At 67.9% G+C, this 14,453-nt stretch carries 14 protein-coding genes; 10 read left to right on the forward strand and 4 right to left on the reverse strand.

The annotated features are described in order from the left end of the window. Positions 1-142: 142 nt before the first annotated feature. Both mddA and LXT13_RS21985 read left to right on the forward strand, forming a co-directional pair. On the forward strand, positions 143-919 hold the full coding sequence (mddA, locus tag LXT13_RS21980; RefSeq protein ID WP_233374455.1) for a methanethiol S-methyltransferase: 777 nt from the start codon (positions 143-145) through the stop codon (positions 917-919). 319 nt (positions 920-1,238) lie between these two features. Further along, complete coding sequence (locus tag LXT13_RS21985; protein WP_233374456.1) at positions 1,239-1,808, forward strand: ECF-type sigma factor; 570 nt, start codon at positions 1,239-1,241, stop codon at positions 1,806-1,808. A 193-nt stretch (positions 1,809-2,001) separates the two neighbouring features. Here the strand turns inward: LXT13_RS21985 and LXT13_RS21990 are convergent, their stop codons facing one another. Beyond that, entirely contained in the window at positions 2,002-4,743 is a 2,742-nt protein-coding gene (locus tag LXT13_RS21990) for a serine/threonine-protein kinase (RefSeq protein ID WP_233374457.1), read from the reverse strand. A gap of 200 nt (positions 4,744-4,943) precedes the next feature. Between LXT13_RS21990 and LXT13_RS21995 the strand changes: the two genes are divergently transcribed. Then, positions 4,944-5,312 (forward strand): DsrE family protein, encoded by a 369-nt coding sequence (locus tag LXT13_RS21995; RefSeq protein ID WP_233374458.1) that lies wholly within the window; start codon positions 4,944-4,946, stop codon positions 5,310-5,312. A 335-nt stretch (positions 5,313-5,647) separates the two neighbouring features. On the opposite strand, the gene LXT13_RS22000 is transcribed toward LXT13_RS21995, so the two are convergent. Next, a complete protein-coding gene (locus LXT13_RS22000) occupies positions 5,648-5,977 on the reverse strand; it encodes an antibiotic biosynthesis monooxygenase family protein (RefSeq protein WP_233374459.1) in 330 nt (109 codons plus the stop codon). Between the two features lie 428 nt (positions 5,978-6,405). Here LXT13_RS22000 and LXT13_RS22005 point away from each other — a divergent pair, with 428 nt between their 5' ends. From LXT13_RS22005 to LXT13_RS22015, 3 genes are read left to right on the forward strand one after another with little or no spacing between them, the layout of a single operon-like run. Beyond that, positions 6,406-7,221 carry a MipA/OmpV family protein gene (locus LXT13_RS22005; protein WP_233374460.1) on the forward strand — a complete coding sequence of 272 codons (816 nt, stop codon included), beginning with the start codon at positions 6,406-6,408 and terminating at the stop codon, positions 7,219-7,221. A 14-nt stretch (positions 7,222-7,235) separates the two neighbouring features. After that, entirely contained in the window at positions 7,236-8,294 is a 1,059-nt protein-coding gene (locus tag LXT13_RS22010; protein WP_233374461.1) for a sterol desaturase family protein, read from the forward strand. A gap of 43 nt (positions 8,295-8,337) precedes the next feature. Continuing rightward, positions 8,338-9,444, forward strand: coding sequence for a ThuA domain-containing protein (locus LXT13_RS22015; RefSeq protein WP_233374462.1), 1,107 nt, complete (start codon positions 8,338-8,340; stop codon positions 9,442-9,444). Between the two features lie 36 nt (positions 9,445-9,480). Here the strand turns inward: LXT13_RS22015 and LXT13_RS22020 are convergent, their stop codons facing one another. Beyond that, a complete protein-coding gene (locus LXT13_RS22020; protein ID WP_233374463.1) occupies positions 9,481-10,833 on the reverse strand; it encodes a hypothetical protein in 1,353 nt (450 codons plus the stop codon). A 133-nt stretch (positions 10,834-10,966) separates the two neighbouring features. On the opposite strand from LXT13_RS22020, the gene LXT13_RS22025 reads away from it, so the two are divergent. Next, positions 10,967-11,860, forward strand: coding sequence for a LysR family transcriptional regulator (locus tag LXT13_RS22025; protein ID WP_233374464.1), 894 nt, complete (start codon positions 10,967-10,969; stop codon positions 11,858-11,860). 11 nt (positions 11,861-11,871) lie between these two features. Here LXT13_RS22025 and LXT13_RS22030 read toward each other — a convergent pair whose 3' ends face one another. Then, on the reverse strand, positions 11,872-12,339 hold the full coding sequence (locus tag LXT13_RS22030; protein ID WP_233374465.1) for a hypothetical protein: 468 nt from the start codon (positions 12,337-12,339) through the stop codon (positions 11,872-11,874). A 77-nt stretch (positions 12,340-12,416) separates the two neighbouring features. Here LXT13_RS22030 and LXT13_RS22035 point away from each other — a divergent pair, with 77 nt between their 5' ends. From LXT13_RS22035 to LXT13_RS28845, 3 genes are read left to right on the forward strand one after another with little or no spacing between them, the layout of a single operon-like run. Continuing rightward, positions 12,417-13,718, forward strand: a complete 1,302-nt coding sequence (locus LXT13_RS22035; RefSeq protein ID WP_233374466.1) for an SDR family oxidoreductase — start codon at positions 12,417-12,419, stop codon at positions 13,716-13,718. Between the two features lie 6 nt (positions 13,719-13,724). Next, the gene (locus tag LXT13_RS22040; RefSeq protein WP_349254856.1) at positions 13,725-14,171 is read left to right on the forward strand and encodes a DUF2269 family protein; all 447 of its coding nucleotides are present in this window, start codon (positions 13,725-13,727) and stop codon (positions 14,169-14,171) included. Then, positions 14,077-14,406 (forward strand): hypothetical protein, encoded by a 330-nt coding sequence (locus tag LXT13_RS28845; RefSeq protein ID WP_349254859.1) that lies wholly within the window; start codon positions 14,077-14,079, stop codon positions 14,404-14,406. Before LXT13_RS22040 ends, LXT13_RS28845 begins: the two co-directional genes overlap by 95 nt. The last annotated feature ends 47 nt before the right edge of the window (positions 14,407-14,453 follow it).

Raw genomic sequence — 14,453 nt, forward strand, 5'->3', positions numbered from 1 at the left:
CAGCTGGCAACGGGCTCGGCCTTCCTCGGCAAACGTAGCGATCACAGAGAAGAGCGGGCGACCTGGGACGGCCAGTGACAAGGAGATCAGCCGCATCGCTCGCAGCTCCACGCTCTGTCCGCCTCGTCAACGAAAGATGTCCATGCCCCTGCTCGCTTTGACGTACGCCCTCGCGGCGTATCTGTTCTTCCTCGGTACGCTCGCCTACGCGGTGGGCTTTGTCGGCAACTTCGCGGTCCTGCCCCAAACCATCGATAGCGAGGGGATGAATGCGCCCCTTTGGCAAGCCATCGCCATCGACGTTGGGCTGCTTGCCGTCTTCGCCATCCAGCACAGCGTGATGGCTCGGCGCAGCTTCAAGCGCATGTGGACACGCCTCGTGCCTCCGGCCTTGGAGCGCGCCACCTTCGTGCTTGCGGCCAGCGCGGCCCTGGCGTTGCTGCTCTGGCAGTGGCGGCCCATCACGGAGCCGGTGTTGTGGTCGGTGCAGAACCCGGCTGCCCGGCTGGCGCTTCAAGCCGTGTTCTGGACGGGCTGGGCTGTCGTGTTGGTCAGCACCTACCTCATCGACCATTTTGAGCTCTTCGGTCTGCGCCAACCGTGGCGGGCGCTGCGCGGCCACAGCGTCTCGGTGCAGGAGTTCCGCACGCCGCTGTTCTACGGCCATGTGCGCCACCCGATCTATCTCGGCTTCCTTCTCGCGTTCTGGGCGACACCGGACATGAGCGCAGGCCACGCCCTCTTCGCGGCCGCCTGCACTGGCTACATCCTGATCGGGATCTGGTTCGAGGAGCGCGATCTGGTCGAACAGTTCGGCAAGCGCTACCTGGCCTACCGTGACCAGGTCGGCATGCTGCTGCCTCGGTTCAACACGGCTCGCAACACAGGGAGCAGCCAGAGCCGTCGCACGCGACCTTGAATTGAGAGGCTCCCTGGCCTCTTGCCGCGCCCGACCGCACATAGACGTGCAGCCCGCGAACCGCGGGGGCCAGCGCAGCGGGGACTCGGAGAGGCGCCCGGCGCGCGCGGGCAGTCGATGAGAGAACTTGCGCCACCGCTCGACCAGGGCTTGAGCAACAAGAGCGTCGGTGCCCTCTTGGGATCAGCGAAGTCATCGGCAACAGCCCCCCTCGTGTCCTAGGGGGAGCAGCGGTAGTATTTCCATCGTCTTCCCCGGGCCGCCGGCTTGTCGGAGACACTGTCGCACCGGTTCGTCCAGGCGGCAGGAGCAATTGGCGATGGCGAAGACTTTCGACCCCCAGACTCAGGCGTCACTGTGCGTCGCCGCCGTAGCCACATCTGCGATGGCGGATCAGGCCGGACTGTTCACCAGCCTGTACAGCGAACTCTGCCGCATGGCGCGACGCGAGGTGTGGAAGAACGGTGCAAGGGACTTCCTCGGCACAGGCACGCTTGTGCATGAGGTCTGGCTCAACTTCAACCGAAGCGATTCGCTCAAGTTCGATGAACCTGGACGCTTCCTGGCTTATGCGTCCAGGATGATGCGCGGCCTGGTGATCGATCGGGTGCGCGCCAGACAGAGCCAGAAGCGCGGCGGGGCCGTGGAGATCACCGCGCTGAACACTCAGAATGCCGATCAGATCGAACAGTCAGAGGTGCTCGAGGGCATCAGCGATGCCCTCGACGAGTTGGCTGTGGAAGAGCCGGAGTTGGCCCGCGTGGTCGACTTGAAGTTCTTTTGCGGCTTCACCCTGGGCGAAATTGCGACCATGCAGGGCGTCTCCGAGCGCACCGTGCAGCGTCAGTGGGAAAAGGCGCGAGCGCTTTTGATGCACGCGCTCGGCTGAGCGACCTGCCCAGTGGCCACGGCGGCCGGGACACGAAAGCATGCGACAACTCCTCGAACGACGTCGGCCACCTCGGTGGCGGCGATCGGCTCAAGCCAACGAGCTATTTGCGCGCTTTTGTCGCTGACGCCACCTGATCGGCCGCTGATCGCCTGCTGGTGACACGCAGCACGGTGGGCGTCAAGGATGGGCGTCAAGCCTTCGCGAGTCGAGCCGCCTCTAATGTTTGGGGGTGGTTCGTTCCAAGCGTCGCCTTGAGCTGAGTTTCCGCTTCCCGCGCCGTGTCGCGTGCCGCGCTTGCATCGCCTTGCGCTTTCTTGATGCGCGAAAGCGTCAACAGTGTCGACCCGGTGAAGGACGAGGCGGGCAGCGTGCCCTGCAGTCGGCGGGCAATGGACAGCGCTTCACGGGCGTCGGCCTCCGCCAGCGCCAGGCGGCCGAGCTCCAGTTGTACGCCAGCGCGCTCGAAAAGCCGGTAGTGCTCGGAAGAGGGGGGTAGCGTTGTATTGGCGGCGCGACGGCGACGCTCGATCTCTTCTATGGCTTCTAGAGCGGCGTTCGGTTTTCCGGCTGCTCGGTCGATCCGGGCTTGCTGCAGGAGCAAGGCGGGAACGGGTGACTGGATGGTTGCTCCGCGCGCGGCCAGCCGCCGCCAGGCGGCGTTGAGCCTTGTTTGCGCATCCTCGATGTGCCCCTGCGCAAGCTTCACTTCGGACTTCGCCAGTTCCGCCAGCGCAATTAGCCGGTCACTGCTGCCCGTATCAATAAAGCGCTGCAATGCCTGGTCGCTGAAGGACCAGGCTTCGTCGAGCCGGTTGAGGCGTGCGAGCTTCCGCGCGAGGTTGTTGAGCACCGCTCCGCCCACAGCGTCGTCGCCAAGCAGTTGGGCGACATCCTTCACTCCTCGCAGGTATCTTTCAACGGCGAGAGCGTCCTGTCCGGTCATGTCGGCGTTCGCACCCCAGTTGTTCCAGATCGTGCTTGCCTCTAGGCTGTCCGCCTTGTCCACCTTGCGCAGTGCATCGATCGCCTGACCATATGCCACGTCCGCCGCGTCACCTTGGCCGAGGAGGCGATAAGCACTGGCCACATCGCTGATCACCAGTGCCCGCGTCGTGGCGGAGGGATTCGCGACCTGATCCAGCGCGGCCAGTGCCTGCTGAGCACTCTTCAGCATTTCGGCGCCGTCCTTGGCGGTCATCGCGATCAAGGCCCGCTGCTGCCAACAACGAACCTGCGCCTGCTGATCGTCCTTGGCCATCTCTTGCGCCTCGATCGCGAGCTGCGCCCCACGCGACGGATCACCCAAGGAGGCAACAGCCTCTGCGCGAATACACCCAACCATGGCCATGAGTCCAGCATCTGCAGCCTTGGTGGCCCATGTCAGCGCCTGTTCAGTCAGTTCGAGAGCTTTTCGGTCATTCCCGAATGTCCCGTGCAGGTCAGCCAGGATGAGCAGCGTGGCAGCCTGTTGCGCTGGATTCGGATGAGTTTGTTGCATCGCGAGTCGTTCACCCCGTTCGAGGATCTGAGCGTAGGTGAGTGGCTTCGGCGACTGCGCGATCTGAATCAAAAGGGCTCGGGTGAATTCGGCATCAGCCTCGCTGCGTAGCAGTGCGCGCTCAGCCCGGGCGCGCTGTTTCGTCGCAATCTCGCGCTCATGCATGGCCTCGTGCGCCAGCCACAACGTCGAGGCAATGCCGATGACCAGTGTTGCCGCCATAGCGGCACCTAACGCCACCTCCCTGCGCCTGCGACGTAGAAACTTCTTCGCTCGGTACCCGAAGCTGTCTGCATGCGCGGACACAGGCTCATCATTGAGATAGCGACGGAGATCTTCGGCAAACGCTGCGGAGGTGGGGTACCGCTCCGCGGCATCCTTCTTCAGGGCCTTGCCAACAATGTTGTCAAGATCGCCCCGAAGCGCCTCGACGACCTTTGGGCGCGGTGCTTGCGGAGCAGCTCCTTCAGGCGAACCAGCCGCAGCATCGGAGAGCCGGACGGGATCCGTATCGATCACCCTTCGCAGCACCTCGACCGGCGTCTGAGACTGGCCTGAAGTCGGATGTCGGCCGCTCAGCAATTGATACAGCAGGACTCCTAGCGAATACACATCGGTTGCCGTCGACACGCTGTCACCCAGGATCTGCTCCGGCGCGGCAAAGGCGGGCGTGAAAACGCGTCCCTCGGATCGGGTGAGCTCGCTCGGCGGCACCGGCGACTCCATGGCTTCCAGCAGCGTGGCCACACCGAAATCGAGCAGCTTGACCTGACCGTCAGGCGTCACGAGGATGTTTGACGGTTTGAGATCGCGGTGCAACACGAGGTTGTTGTGCGCGTGTCCGACGGCCTCCAGCACGTCGAGGAAGAGCCTCACCCTGGATGCCACGTCAAGATGACGTTGCTCACACCACCGATCGATCGGGTCGCCCGCGACATACTCGAGAACGAGGTAAGGCTGCCCGTCGGTCTCGACGCCAGCATCGATGAGATGGGCGATGTGCGGATGGGCCAGCCGAGCCAGGAGATTTCCCTCCCGTCGAAACCGTTCCGTCCCGGCGTGCACCATCAAGGCGAGGTTCAGCAGCTTGACGGCAACCCGTCCTTCAAAGCTCCCGTCGCTGCGCTCGGCCAGCCAGACGGTGCTCATACCTCCCTGACCGATCGGTCGGATGAGCGTGTAGTTGCCGAACCTTCTACCGGACAGCGTCGCATCTCCAGGGAATGCGGTCCCGTCCAGAAAGCTCCGACTACGAACCGTCTCGAGCTGGGCCAACAGACCTGTCAGCTCATCTGCCAGCAACGGCTCTTCAGTTCTGATCTGCTCCAGACGGACCGCACGCGCATCGCTGCCGAGTTCCATCAGCTCGCTCATCAAGCGACTGAGCCGCGGCAAACGGCCTTGGGGCGGCAGGGGCGGCTTGTTCTCGGCCATGAACGCTTAATCGTAGATTCGCCTCCTGTTCCGCCACTTCCTCAAATCGTCTACGCCGTCCAGTAAACGCCTTAGGCCGTTCCGCCGTCGTGCGTCCACTAGAGCCGCATGGCGGGATGTGATGCGATTTCACGATTCCCCTTGTGTGCCAGGAGCGGCTCGACGAGCCCGGGCGCACCACTTCTACAAGGAACTGATACGTGGAAACCAACCATCGCGACCTGGTGGTCATGATCACCCATGGCCTTGATCATGAGCTGTCGTCGGCTGCGTTCGTTATCGCCCTGGGCGGCATGACGGCGGGCCTCAATGTTTCGATCTTTCTCGTCAGCTCGGGCGTCGACATCGTGCGCCGCGGAGCTGCGGACCTGGCCCATGTCAAGCCCATCGACCCGCTGTCCGACATGGTGCGGGACTTTCTGCAACGTGGAGGCAAGCTCTGGGCCTGCGCCGTGTGTGCGAAGAACCGCGGATATACGCAGGAGGCGCTCATCGATGGCGCAGTGGTCGCGGGCGCGAGCGTCATGCATGAACTGATCAAGAATGGCGCGGCGACCCTCAGCTTTTGACGTGTAGCCAGCCGCACTGCACGACCTCGGCTTCTGCAACGCGGTACGGTCTTGCGCCGTGCAGCCTCCCTGTGCGCGGCAAATGCAAGCCCAATCGGAGTCCCTCGGAGGGCGAGGCTCCTCACGAGCATCGTGTGCAGGATCGGCGCCTTCAAGAGGAAGCGGCGTCCATTCAGTCCGAAGTCATCCGCGCATCCGAGAGGACATCGCCATATGCGGGCTGGCGGCAGAGCGACCCACCCCGCTCGTGCAGGGTGGATGGCGGAGTACCGTGCACCACCTGCCGGCTGGGAAGCTGAGCGTGAGCAGGTCGTGCAAGCGAAGAAGACCAGCCGCTAGTCGCCGTTCTCTCGATCCAATGTGAAGACGACCTCATACAAACCAGGGTGCGCTTCGCCGAACGCTTTGTTGCCGTCGATGAGCCCCTTCGCTTTCAGATGGGCTATGACGCGAGTGGCGGCCTCCTGATCGGCGCTTTGCGCGTAATTGACGACCCGTGTGCCGTCGAAGCTAAGGTGCAGACTGGCGGACAGCCAGCCCTCCACCTCACGGGCGGTCAGAGCGGCTTTCGCAAGGTGGTCGATCAGTTCCTGCTGTCGGCCGGGGGGAACGGTGAACACGTTGATTTGCGTCACCACCGGTGTACGGGCGCGAATGACAGGCATGGTATGCACTCCTTTGAACAATGAGTGCGAGCTCGCCTTGTCTTGTGTGCCAACCATTCCGACACGCCAAGCCGCAGCGAAACTCGCCGTTGCTTGCCGTGGGTTCGCTGTGAAGCGATACGGAGCCTCTCCTGAGAGAGGGAGCGGGCTTACCTTTGCCGCTCTGGTCCTTTTCGACGATCGGATCCTATCGAGACAGGTGGGCCTGAGCAAGCCGAGCTGCAGGCCACCCCTCCAGTCAGCGCGTCGACCAAGCACCTGCCCCCTTGACCCGCCGCACGCAGGCCGCTGAATTGCGCGCCGCTGTCCGGTTCCTTGCCCGCGGCTGTCGGGGTGCCGCCGCCCCCTCTTGTTTGGCGGCTGTGCGCCGAACCGGCCGCTAGAGTGCGGTTCGATCGTGGCGGGTGACCTCGCCCGCCAGCATCTCCATGACCCGTGTTTCCCGCTTGCCGCTCGGCCATCGCTGTCTGATGGGCGCTGCGCTGCTGATCGCCGGCACCCCTGCCGCCCATGCCGCCGGCAGCCTGCTGCTGATCGATGCGCCCCCCGCAACCACCACCTGGTCCGGTGGCCTGTCGGTGCGTGGCTGGCCGCGGGCACCGGGCAGCGGGCGGCAGCGGTTGGGCCTGCTGCCGGCCATCGACTACGAATCGCCCACCGGCTTCTTTGCCGCGACGGATGCCGGCATCGGCTGGAACCTGGCACCGGCGCTGCTGTCGGGTGCGGCGGCGAAGGACTGGCAACTGGGGTTGCGCTGGTGGCCGCAGTCGGGCCGGCCGCGGCGGGAGTCGCCACCCGGCGTGGACAGCCTGGGCACGCGCGTCATCACCGAAGCCTTCGCCAATGTGCAGGTGCTGCCGGTCTTGCTGCTGCAGTCCGGCCTGTCGTGGGGCAGCGGGCGGCACCGGGACGGCGGCGAGCTGGAGCTGGGCGCTACCAGCGGCATACCGCTGGGTGACGACCTGTTGGCAGTGAGCGTGGCGGCGACGTATGCCAATGCGGCCCACCTGCGCGGCAGTTTCGGTGTGCGCGCCACGGCGCCCGGGGGGCTGCCGGAGTGGCATCCGGGTAGCGGCTGGCAGGACTGGAGCATCGCGTTCAGCGGCGAGCACAAGTTCTCGGCGGACTGGTCGGTCAGCGGGCAGTGGCTGCAGGCGCGGCTCATCGGGCAGGCGGCGCGCTCGCCGCTGGCGCACAGCCGCGACCAGCCGTCCTTCATGGTCAGCCTCTGGCATCGGTTCTGAGGCGCGTTGCGACGATGCACGGCGATCTGTTGCTGTATGCGCTGCCTGTCTTTGTGGCTTGCATGGCAGCCGAATGGGCCTGGGGCCGCTGGCGTGGTCGCGACACCTATGGCTTGGCCGACACCCTGTCCAGCCTCAGCCAGGGGCTGCTGAGCCAGGCGGTGGCGCTCGTCACGCCGCTGATCCAGGCAGGCCTCTACGCCGCCGTGCATGCGCGCTTCGCGCTGGTGTCGGCCGGCGTATGGCATGGGGCGGTGGGCGGCGTGCTGGCGGTCGTCATGTACGACCTGTGCGACTACTGGCTGCATCGCGTCAGCCACGAGAGTGCGCTGTTCTGGGCCGCGCATGCGGTGCACCACCAGAGCGAGCACTTCAACCTCAGCACCGCGCTTCGCCAGGAGAGTCTGTACGGCGTCATGGGCTGGCCGTTCTTCCTGCCGATGGCCTTGCTGGGCGTGCCGACGCGGCTCTTCGCTCTAGCCGGCACCGTCGTGCTGTTCTATCAATTCTGGATCCACACCGAGCACATCGGCCGGCTGGGCTGGCTGGACCGCGTGTTCTCCACGCCGTCCAACCACCGCGTTCACCATGCCGTGAACCCGGCCTACCTGGACCGCAACTACGGCGCGATCCTCGTGCTTTGGGACCGGCTCTTCGGCAGCTTTGCCGAGGAGCGCGAGCCCTGCGTGTACGGCACCGTCAAGCCGCTGGCGAGCTGGAACCCGCTGTGGGGTGTGGGGCAGTTCTACGCCGAGATGGCGCGGCGCATGCGCGCCACGCCGCGCTGGCGGGACAAGCTGCGCGTGCTCTATAAGTCGCCCGGCTGGCTGCCGCCCGGCGTGTCGGCGCCGCGCGACGACGCTGCTCAACGGCTCATGCAGCCGCGCTTCGATCCGCCGGGCCGACCGGTGGCGCGCGCGGGCGCGGTGCTGCTGTTCCTGGCGCTGGGCGCGGTCAGCGGGGTGTGGCTGATGCTGGCGGACGACCTGGGTATGGCGGCGAATGCGTCCCTGGCCGTGGCGCTGGCCGCCGGCCTGTGGGGCGTGGGAGCGCTGCTGCAGCGGCGCCCATAATCCGCCGCTCACAGGCACCCGGTCGCAGGGCCGACGCATGCGCATGACCCAGGCAATCCACGTCACATGGCGAAGCCGCCTCGCCCAGGCGCTGCTGGCCGTCGCGGCCGCGCAGGCCTCAGCCGCACCCGTCACGGACTGCCCGCTGCGCGACGCACCCTTCTCGGTGGACCTGCCGCTGCTCGATGTCCTGCAGTCCCCGCGTGCGATGACAGCGCTGGCGGCCGAGTGGCCCGGCGTGCGTGCGCTACCGGCGTGGATGGCTGGTACTAAGCCGCCCAGCCTGTCGGCCGTCATGACGCTGCGCTCCATCGCAGCGGGCCAGGACATGCCGCCGCTGGCACGGCTGGACGCGGTGCTCGGTGCGCTGCCAGTGGACGACTCCGACCGTGCCGCGCGCTGCGCGCGTTATGACGATGAGCTGCCGCAAGGCGTGGTACCGGCTGGCTCGCCGCGCCTGCTGGTGTTCGAGAAGGTCAACGGCTTCTTGCATGCCGAAGCAATCCCGGCGGCGCGTGCGGCGCTACGCGACCTGGCCCGGCGGCGCGGCTGGTCCGTCACGGTCACCGACAAGGGCGGGGCGATGACGCCGGCCTATCTGCGCCAGTTCGATGTGGTCGTGTGGAACAACGTCAGCGGCGACGTGCTGACGCTGCCGCAGCGCGCGGCCTTCCAGACTTACATGGAGGGCGGCGGCGGCTTCGTGGGCCTTCACGGCGCCGGCGGCGACGGCACGGTGTGGTGGGACTGGTATGCCGACACCCTGCTGGGCTCGCGCTTCAAGGGCCACCCCATGAACCCGCAGTTTCAAGACGCGCACGTCGTCGTGGAGGCTGGCGCCCATCCCGTCGTCGCCGGCCTGGGCGACGGCTGGACGATGAAGGACGAGTGGTACTCGTTCACCGCAAATCCGCGCGAAGCCGGTGCCCGCGTGCTGGCCACACTGGACGAGAAGACCTACTCGCCGGGCGACCTGGCGATGGGCGACGACCACCCCATCGCCTGGACGCGCTGCGTAGGCCGCGGCCGGGCGTTCTACTCCGCCATCGGCCACCGCGCCGAAAGCTATGCCGATCCGTCGTACCTGAAGCTTATAGAGCAGGCGACGACCTGGGCGGCGGGCCGGGGCGGCCCGGCCTGCGAGCCTTAGCGCCATGGCAGCGCAGGCGGTGTCGCTGACCTGCGTTCACGGCTTCCACTGCCACAGCAGGCCGGCGCGCACGCCGGCATGGGTGGAGCTGCCGACGGCCACGACCCGCCCGCAGCTGTCTGCCGCCACGCGCTGCGCGCGCTCGTCGTCGGCCGTGCCCCACTGCCGGCGGCCGAGGACGGTGCCGTCGGCGGACAGGCGCAGCATGAACAGGTCGGTCAGGCCCGCGGCCGGCTGACCCGGCACGACGCTGCCTTCGGTTTCGCCGAAAAGCAGGATGCGGCCCTGGCTGTCGACCGTCATGTCGGCCAGCCAGTCCGCGCCGGGGCTGCCGTATTGCCAGCTGGCGATCACATGGCCGTCGCCTGCGTCGATGCGCGCGACGAAGACGTCCTGCCCGCCGAAGCCCGCCGCGCCGCGGAACGAGCCGTACACGCTGCCGGCGATCAGCATCGTGCCGTCAGCCAGCGGCTTGATCGCGCGCACTTCATCGGTCGGCTGGGACGTGTAGCGCACGGTCCACAGCACCGTGCCGTTGCCGTCGAGCTTGCGCACGAATGCGCCGCGCTGCGCGCCGGACCCGACGATGCCCGACACGTAGCTGGCGCCGTCACTGCCAACGGCCAGGCCTTCGACCTGGTCGCCCTCCGGCGTGTTGAACTGATGAGACCACTGCGTGGTCAACGTGGGGCTGGGGCCGTCCAGGCGCCGCAGGCTCATCGCGAACGGGTCGCTCCAGGCGGCGACGTAGTTGCTCGGGATGTAGTCGTCGTCGAAGCCGGCGATGCGCAGGCTGCCGTCTGTCGCCAACGCGGCGCGCCTCGGGTGCTGCGGCCGCTCGTTGCCAGCGAGGACGGTGCGCCACTGCGTCCGGCCGTCGTCGGCCCATGCGACGAAGGTATCGAACTGACCCGCGTTGGTGCCGCCGGCGAATGCGCCGGTGGTTCGGCCGACCACGTAGACCGCGCCGGAAGACGAGAGGGCCAGCGCCTCGGCGCTGTCGGTGCCGGCGGTGTCGAGCAGCGGGCCGCTGTCCCACAGCAGCTGGCCATCGGGCGCCAGCTGCCGGACGACGGCGCGCGCGTTGCCGCTCGGGTCGAGCGTCGCCTGCCCGACGATGCCGTCCACGTAGCCGGCCAGCCAGATGCGGTTGCGGCTGTCGACGAGCACGTCGTTCCATTCCGCCGACGCGCTGCTGCTGCGAAACCAGGTCACGTCGTCGGGCAGGTCGATACAGGCGAGCGGTACGTCGGGCACGCCGCCCGGCGGCTGCGGCGCGGTGCCGGCGCCGCCACCGCCGCCGCAGGCAGCGAGCAGGCCGCATGCGGCGGCCATGCAGGCCAGGCGGCGTGCGGCCATGGAGGGGAAGGCGAACGAGTGCGGTGTCACGGCGGTGGTCTCCGGGTGTCAGGGCTGCGGACTCTAGGAGCGCTGCCGTGCCGCCGGAAATACCTTCTGCTCAATACCGTTCGGGTATTGATCGGCCCGTCAGCCCATAATCGCCGCGCACTGGAACCTGCCGATGAGTCGCGACGTCAGTCTTCGCCAGATGCGCTATTTCGTCGCCGTGGCGGAGGAGCGCAATTTCCGCATCGCGGCCGAGCGCCTGCACATCACGCAGCCGCCGCTGTCGCGCGCGATCGCAGAGCTGGAAGCCGTGCTCGGCGTCGCGCTGCTGCAGCGCGACAGCCGCAGCGTGCGCATGACGCCAGCGGGGGCCGAGGCACTGGAGTCATTCCGTGCGCTGCTGGCAAAGACGGACGAGGTCGTCGAACGCATCGCCGGGATGAGCCAGTCGCTGCCCACGCTGCGGCTGGGCATGCTGACGTGGCTGGATGCCAACCGGTTGCCGGAGCTGGCGCAGAGCCTACGTCGCCGCGGCCTGGTGGCGGGTGTGGACAGCGAGTTGCTGCCCAGCCACGAGGCGGTGGCGGCGGTCCGACGCGGCGCGCTCGAGGCGGCGATGGTGGCCGCGCCGATCGAGACGCAAGGCCTGTGGCACAAGACGTTGATGCAGCTGCCGCTGGCCGCGCTGGTGCCGGCTGCGTCGCCGCTGGCGCGGCACCGGGTGCTGTCGCTGCTGGACCTCAACCGCGTGCCGCCGTTCTTCCGCTTCCGCCGCAGCATCAGCCCGCTGCTCTACGACCACCTGGACCGACAGTACCGGCAGCACGGATTCGTGCCGCAGGAAGAAGCGCCGGCCGCGGAAATGATGGGCGTGCTCGCGCGCATCGGTGCCGGCCAGGGCACCACCTGCATGCCGATGCCGCTGGCCGTGCGGCGCTATGCCGGCGTCGTGCGGCGTGCGTTGCGCGAGCAGGTGACGATGGACGTGGCGCTGGTCTGTGCCGATGGCGTGTCGGCCGAGCTGCGCGAGGCCTTGGCCGCCTGCATGGGTGCCCTCGTCAGCCCCTGAGCCTCTCAGCCTCACCGGCGCAGCGCGGACAGGCCCGCTAGCGCCAGGCCGGCCGCGAAGGCGCCGTAGACCATCAACAGGCTGCGCGGCGAGATTCGCTCCTGGAAGCCTGGCGTGAGCCGGTGCGGAACGCAGGCCAGGTCCACCACAGCGGCGACGGCACTGACGACGGCTGCGTCGGTCACCGCGCGCGCCGGCGTCGCTGCGCTTTGCCGGGCACGAAGCCGCTCGTATAGCCCGCACCACAGCAGCGCGGCGGCGAAGTGCACGGCAAGGCCGGTCGCTGTGAAGCGGGCGGAGACGCCGTCCTGCCTCAACGCCTCGCGCGGCCACAGCCAGTGGCTGACGGCGTTGATGGGCGCGGCGGCGCTGTGTGCGTCAGTGCGGCCGCGCCAGGCCAGCACGGCGGCGGACAAGCCGCCGGACAACAGGTCGCTGGTCAGCAGCCGGCCGACCAGGTGGGAGTGGAGCGGTTTCATCGGACGTCGGCGAGTTCGGACATCAGGCGGCGAGGCAATCGCCGCGCCCAGGGCATGCCCCTTGCCGGGAGCCGTGCATGAAGATCTTGATGACCGGTGCCACCGGCTTCATCGGCAGCCGGCTGTTGCGCGAACTGCTGGCCGCCGGCCATCGCGTCGTGTGCGCAGGCCGCCGTCCGCCATCCTTGGAGCATGCCCGCTGCACCTGGTTGAAGCTGGATTTCGCCACCACGTCGGCCGCCGCGTGGATGGCGCACCTGGACGGCCTGGATGTCGTCGTCAATCTGGTGGGCTTGTTCCGCGAGCAGGGCGGCGCCAGCTTCAAGGTGCTGCACACGCGCGCGCCACGGGCGCTGTTCGACGCCAGTGCAATGGCTGGCGTGCAGCGTGTCGTGCAGGTGTCGGCGCTGGGCGCCGACCCACATGCCGAGACGGAGTTCCTGCGCAGCAAATACGAGGCTGACCAGCACTTGCTTTCGCTGCCTCTGCAGGCGTGTGTCGCACAGCCGTCGCTCGTCTTCGGCGCGGACGGCGCCAGCGCGCGGCGGCTGCTGGCGCTGGCGGCGCTGCCACTGGTGCCGCTGCCGGCGGGCGGGCAGCAGCGCGTGCAGCCCATCCATGTGGATGACGCGGTGGCAGCGTTGCGTGCATTGGTGGAGGCGCCGGCCGGCCAGCTGCCGGGCCGTCGCCTGGCGCTGGTGGGCCCTCGGCCGTTGATGCTGCAGGACTACCTGCTCGCGCTGCGCCGGGGGCTGGGCCTTAGCGGTTCACCGTGGTTGCCCGTGCCAGCGTGGGCGGTGGGACTGGCAGCGCGACTGGGGCGATGGCGGCGCGACAGCCTGCTGGACCGCGCGGCGTGGACGATGCTGCAGCAAGGCAGCACGGCCGACGCTGCGCCGCTGGCGCGCTTGCTCGGCCGGCTGCCGCGCGCGGCGACGCAGTTCATTGCGCCCGACCAGCGTGACGCGATGCGGGTCGTGGCGCAGCTGGGCTGGCTGCTGCCGCTGCTGCGGCTGTCGCTGGCCGCCGTCTGGCTGGCCGCGGCCTTCGTGTCGCTGGTCGTCTATCCGATCGGGCAGAGCTTCGCGCTGCTGGAGCGGGCCGGCGTGCCTCCCGAATGGCAGCCGGGCGCGCTTCGCGGCGCAGCCGGCCTAGACCTGCTGCTGGGGTTGCTGACACTGTGGCCACCGAGTGCACCGGCGGCGCGGCGCTGGCTGTGGGGTTCCCAGGCGCTGTTGATCGGGCTCTACAGCGCCGTCATCACCGTGGCGCTGCCGGAGTTCTGGGCCCATCCGTACGGGCCCATCGTGAAGAACCTGCCGGTGCTGGTGTTGCTGGCGGCGTTGTGGACGCTCGAGCCGCGCCGGGCCGCGCGTTGAACGGCCATGGACTACATCGTCGCCAAGTGGCTGCACATCCTGTCGTCGACGCTGCTGTTCGGCACCGGTCTGGGGTCGGCCTACTACCTGTTCTTCACTAGCCTGGGCCGCGATCCGCGGACGGTGGCCGCCGTCGCGCGGCAGGTGGTGTGGGCCGACTGGCTGTTCACCGCCTCCACCGTCGTCTTCCAGCCGCTCAGCGGCTTCTACCAGGCGCAGTGGGCGGGGTTTGCGCTGTCGTCGCGGTGGATCGTGATGTCGCTGGCGCTCTATGGTTGGCGGTCGCGTGCTGGCTGCCGAGGTGTTGCAGATCCGCATGCGGAGGCTGGCCGAGGCGGCCGCGTGGGCGGGGCAGCCGCTGCCCGCGGCGTATTTCCTTTGCGTGAGGGCCTGGACGGCATTGGGCGTGCCGGCGTTCTTCGCCCTGGTTGCGGTGTTCTACCTGATGTCTGACCCGCCGACGCCCAGCCGGTCCACAAGTTCGCCACCCAGCCAGGCGTTGGCGCCGAACAATGCGAGCACCAGCACGTTGCGGGTGGCGTGCAGCGCGCCGACCGACTTGGCCCGCGTGCCGCGTGGAATCGCGAGCCAGTCGATCAGGCCGAAGCACACCGGTCAGCAAGCCGCCAAGGATCAGGTAGTGCGCTACGACGGCCAGCGTGCCGCCATCCGTGGTGTGGGCCAATAGGTCCAACACGACCGACGCGCCGAGGAGGCCCTGCGGGAACACGACCA

Origin of the sequence: Pelomonas cellulosilytica (assembly GCF_021353265.1) — a bacterium.
Lineage (GTDB): Bacteria > Pseudomonadota > Gammaproteobacteria > Burkholderiales > Burkholderiaceae_C > Pelomonas > Pelomonas cellulosilytica.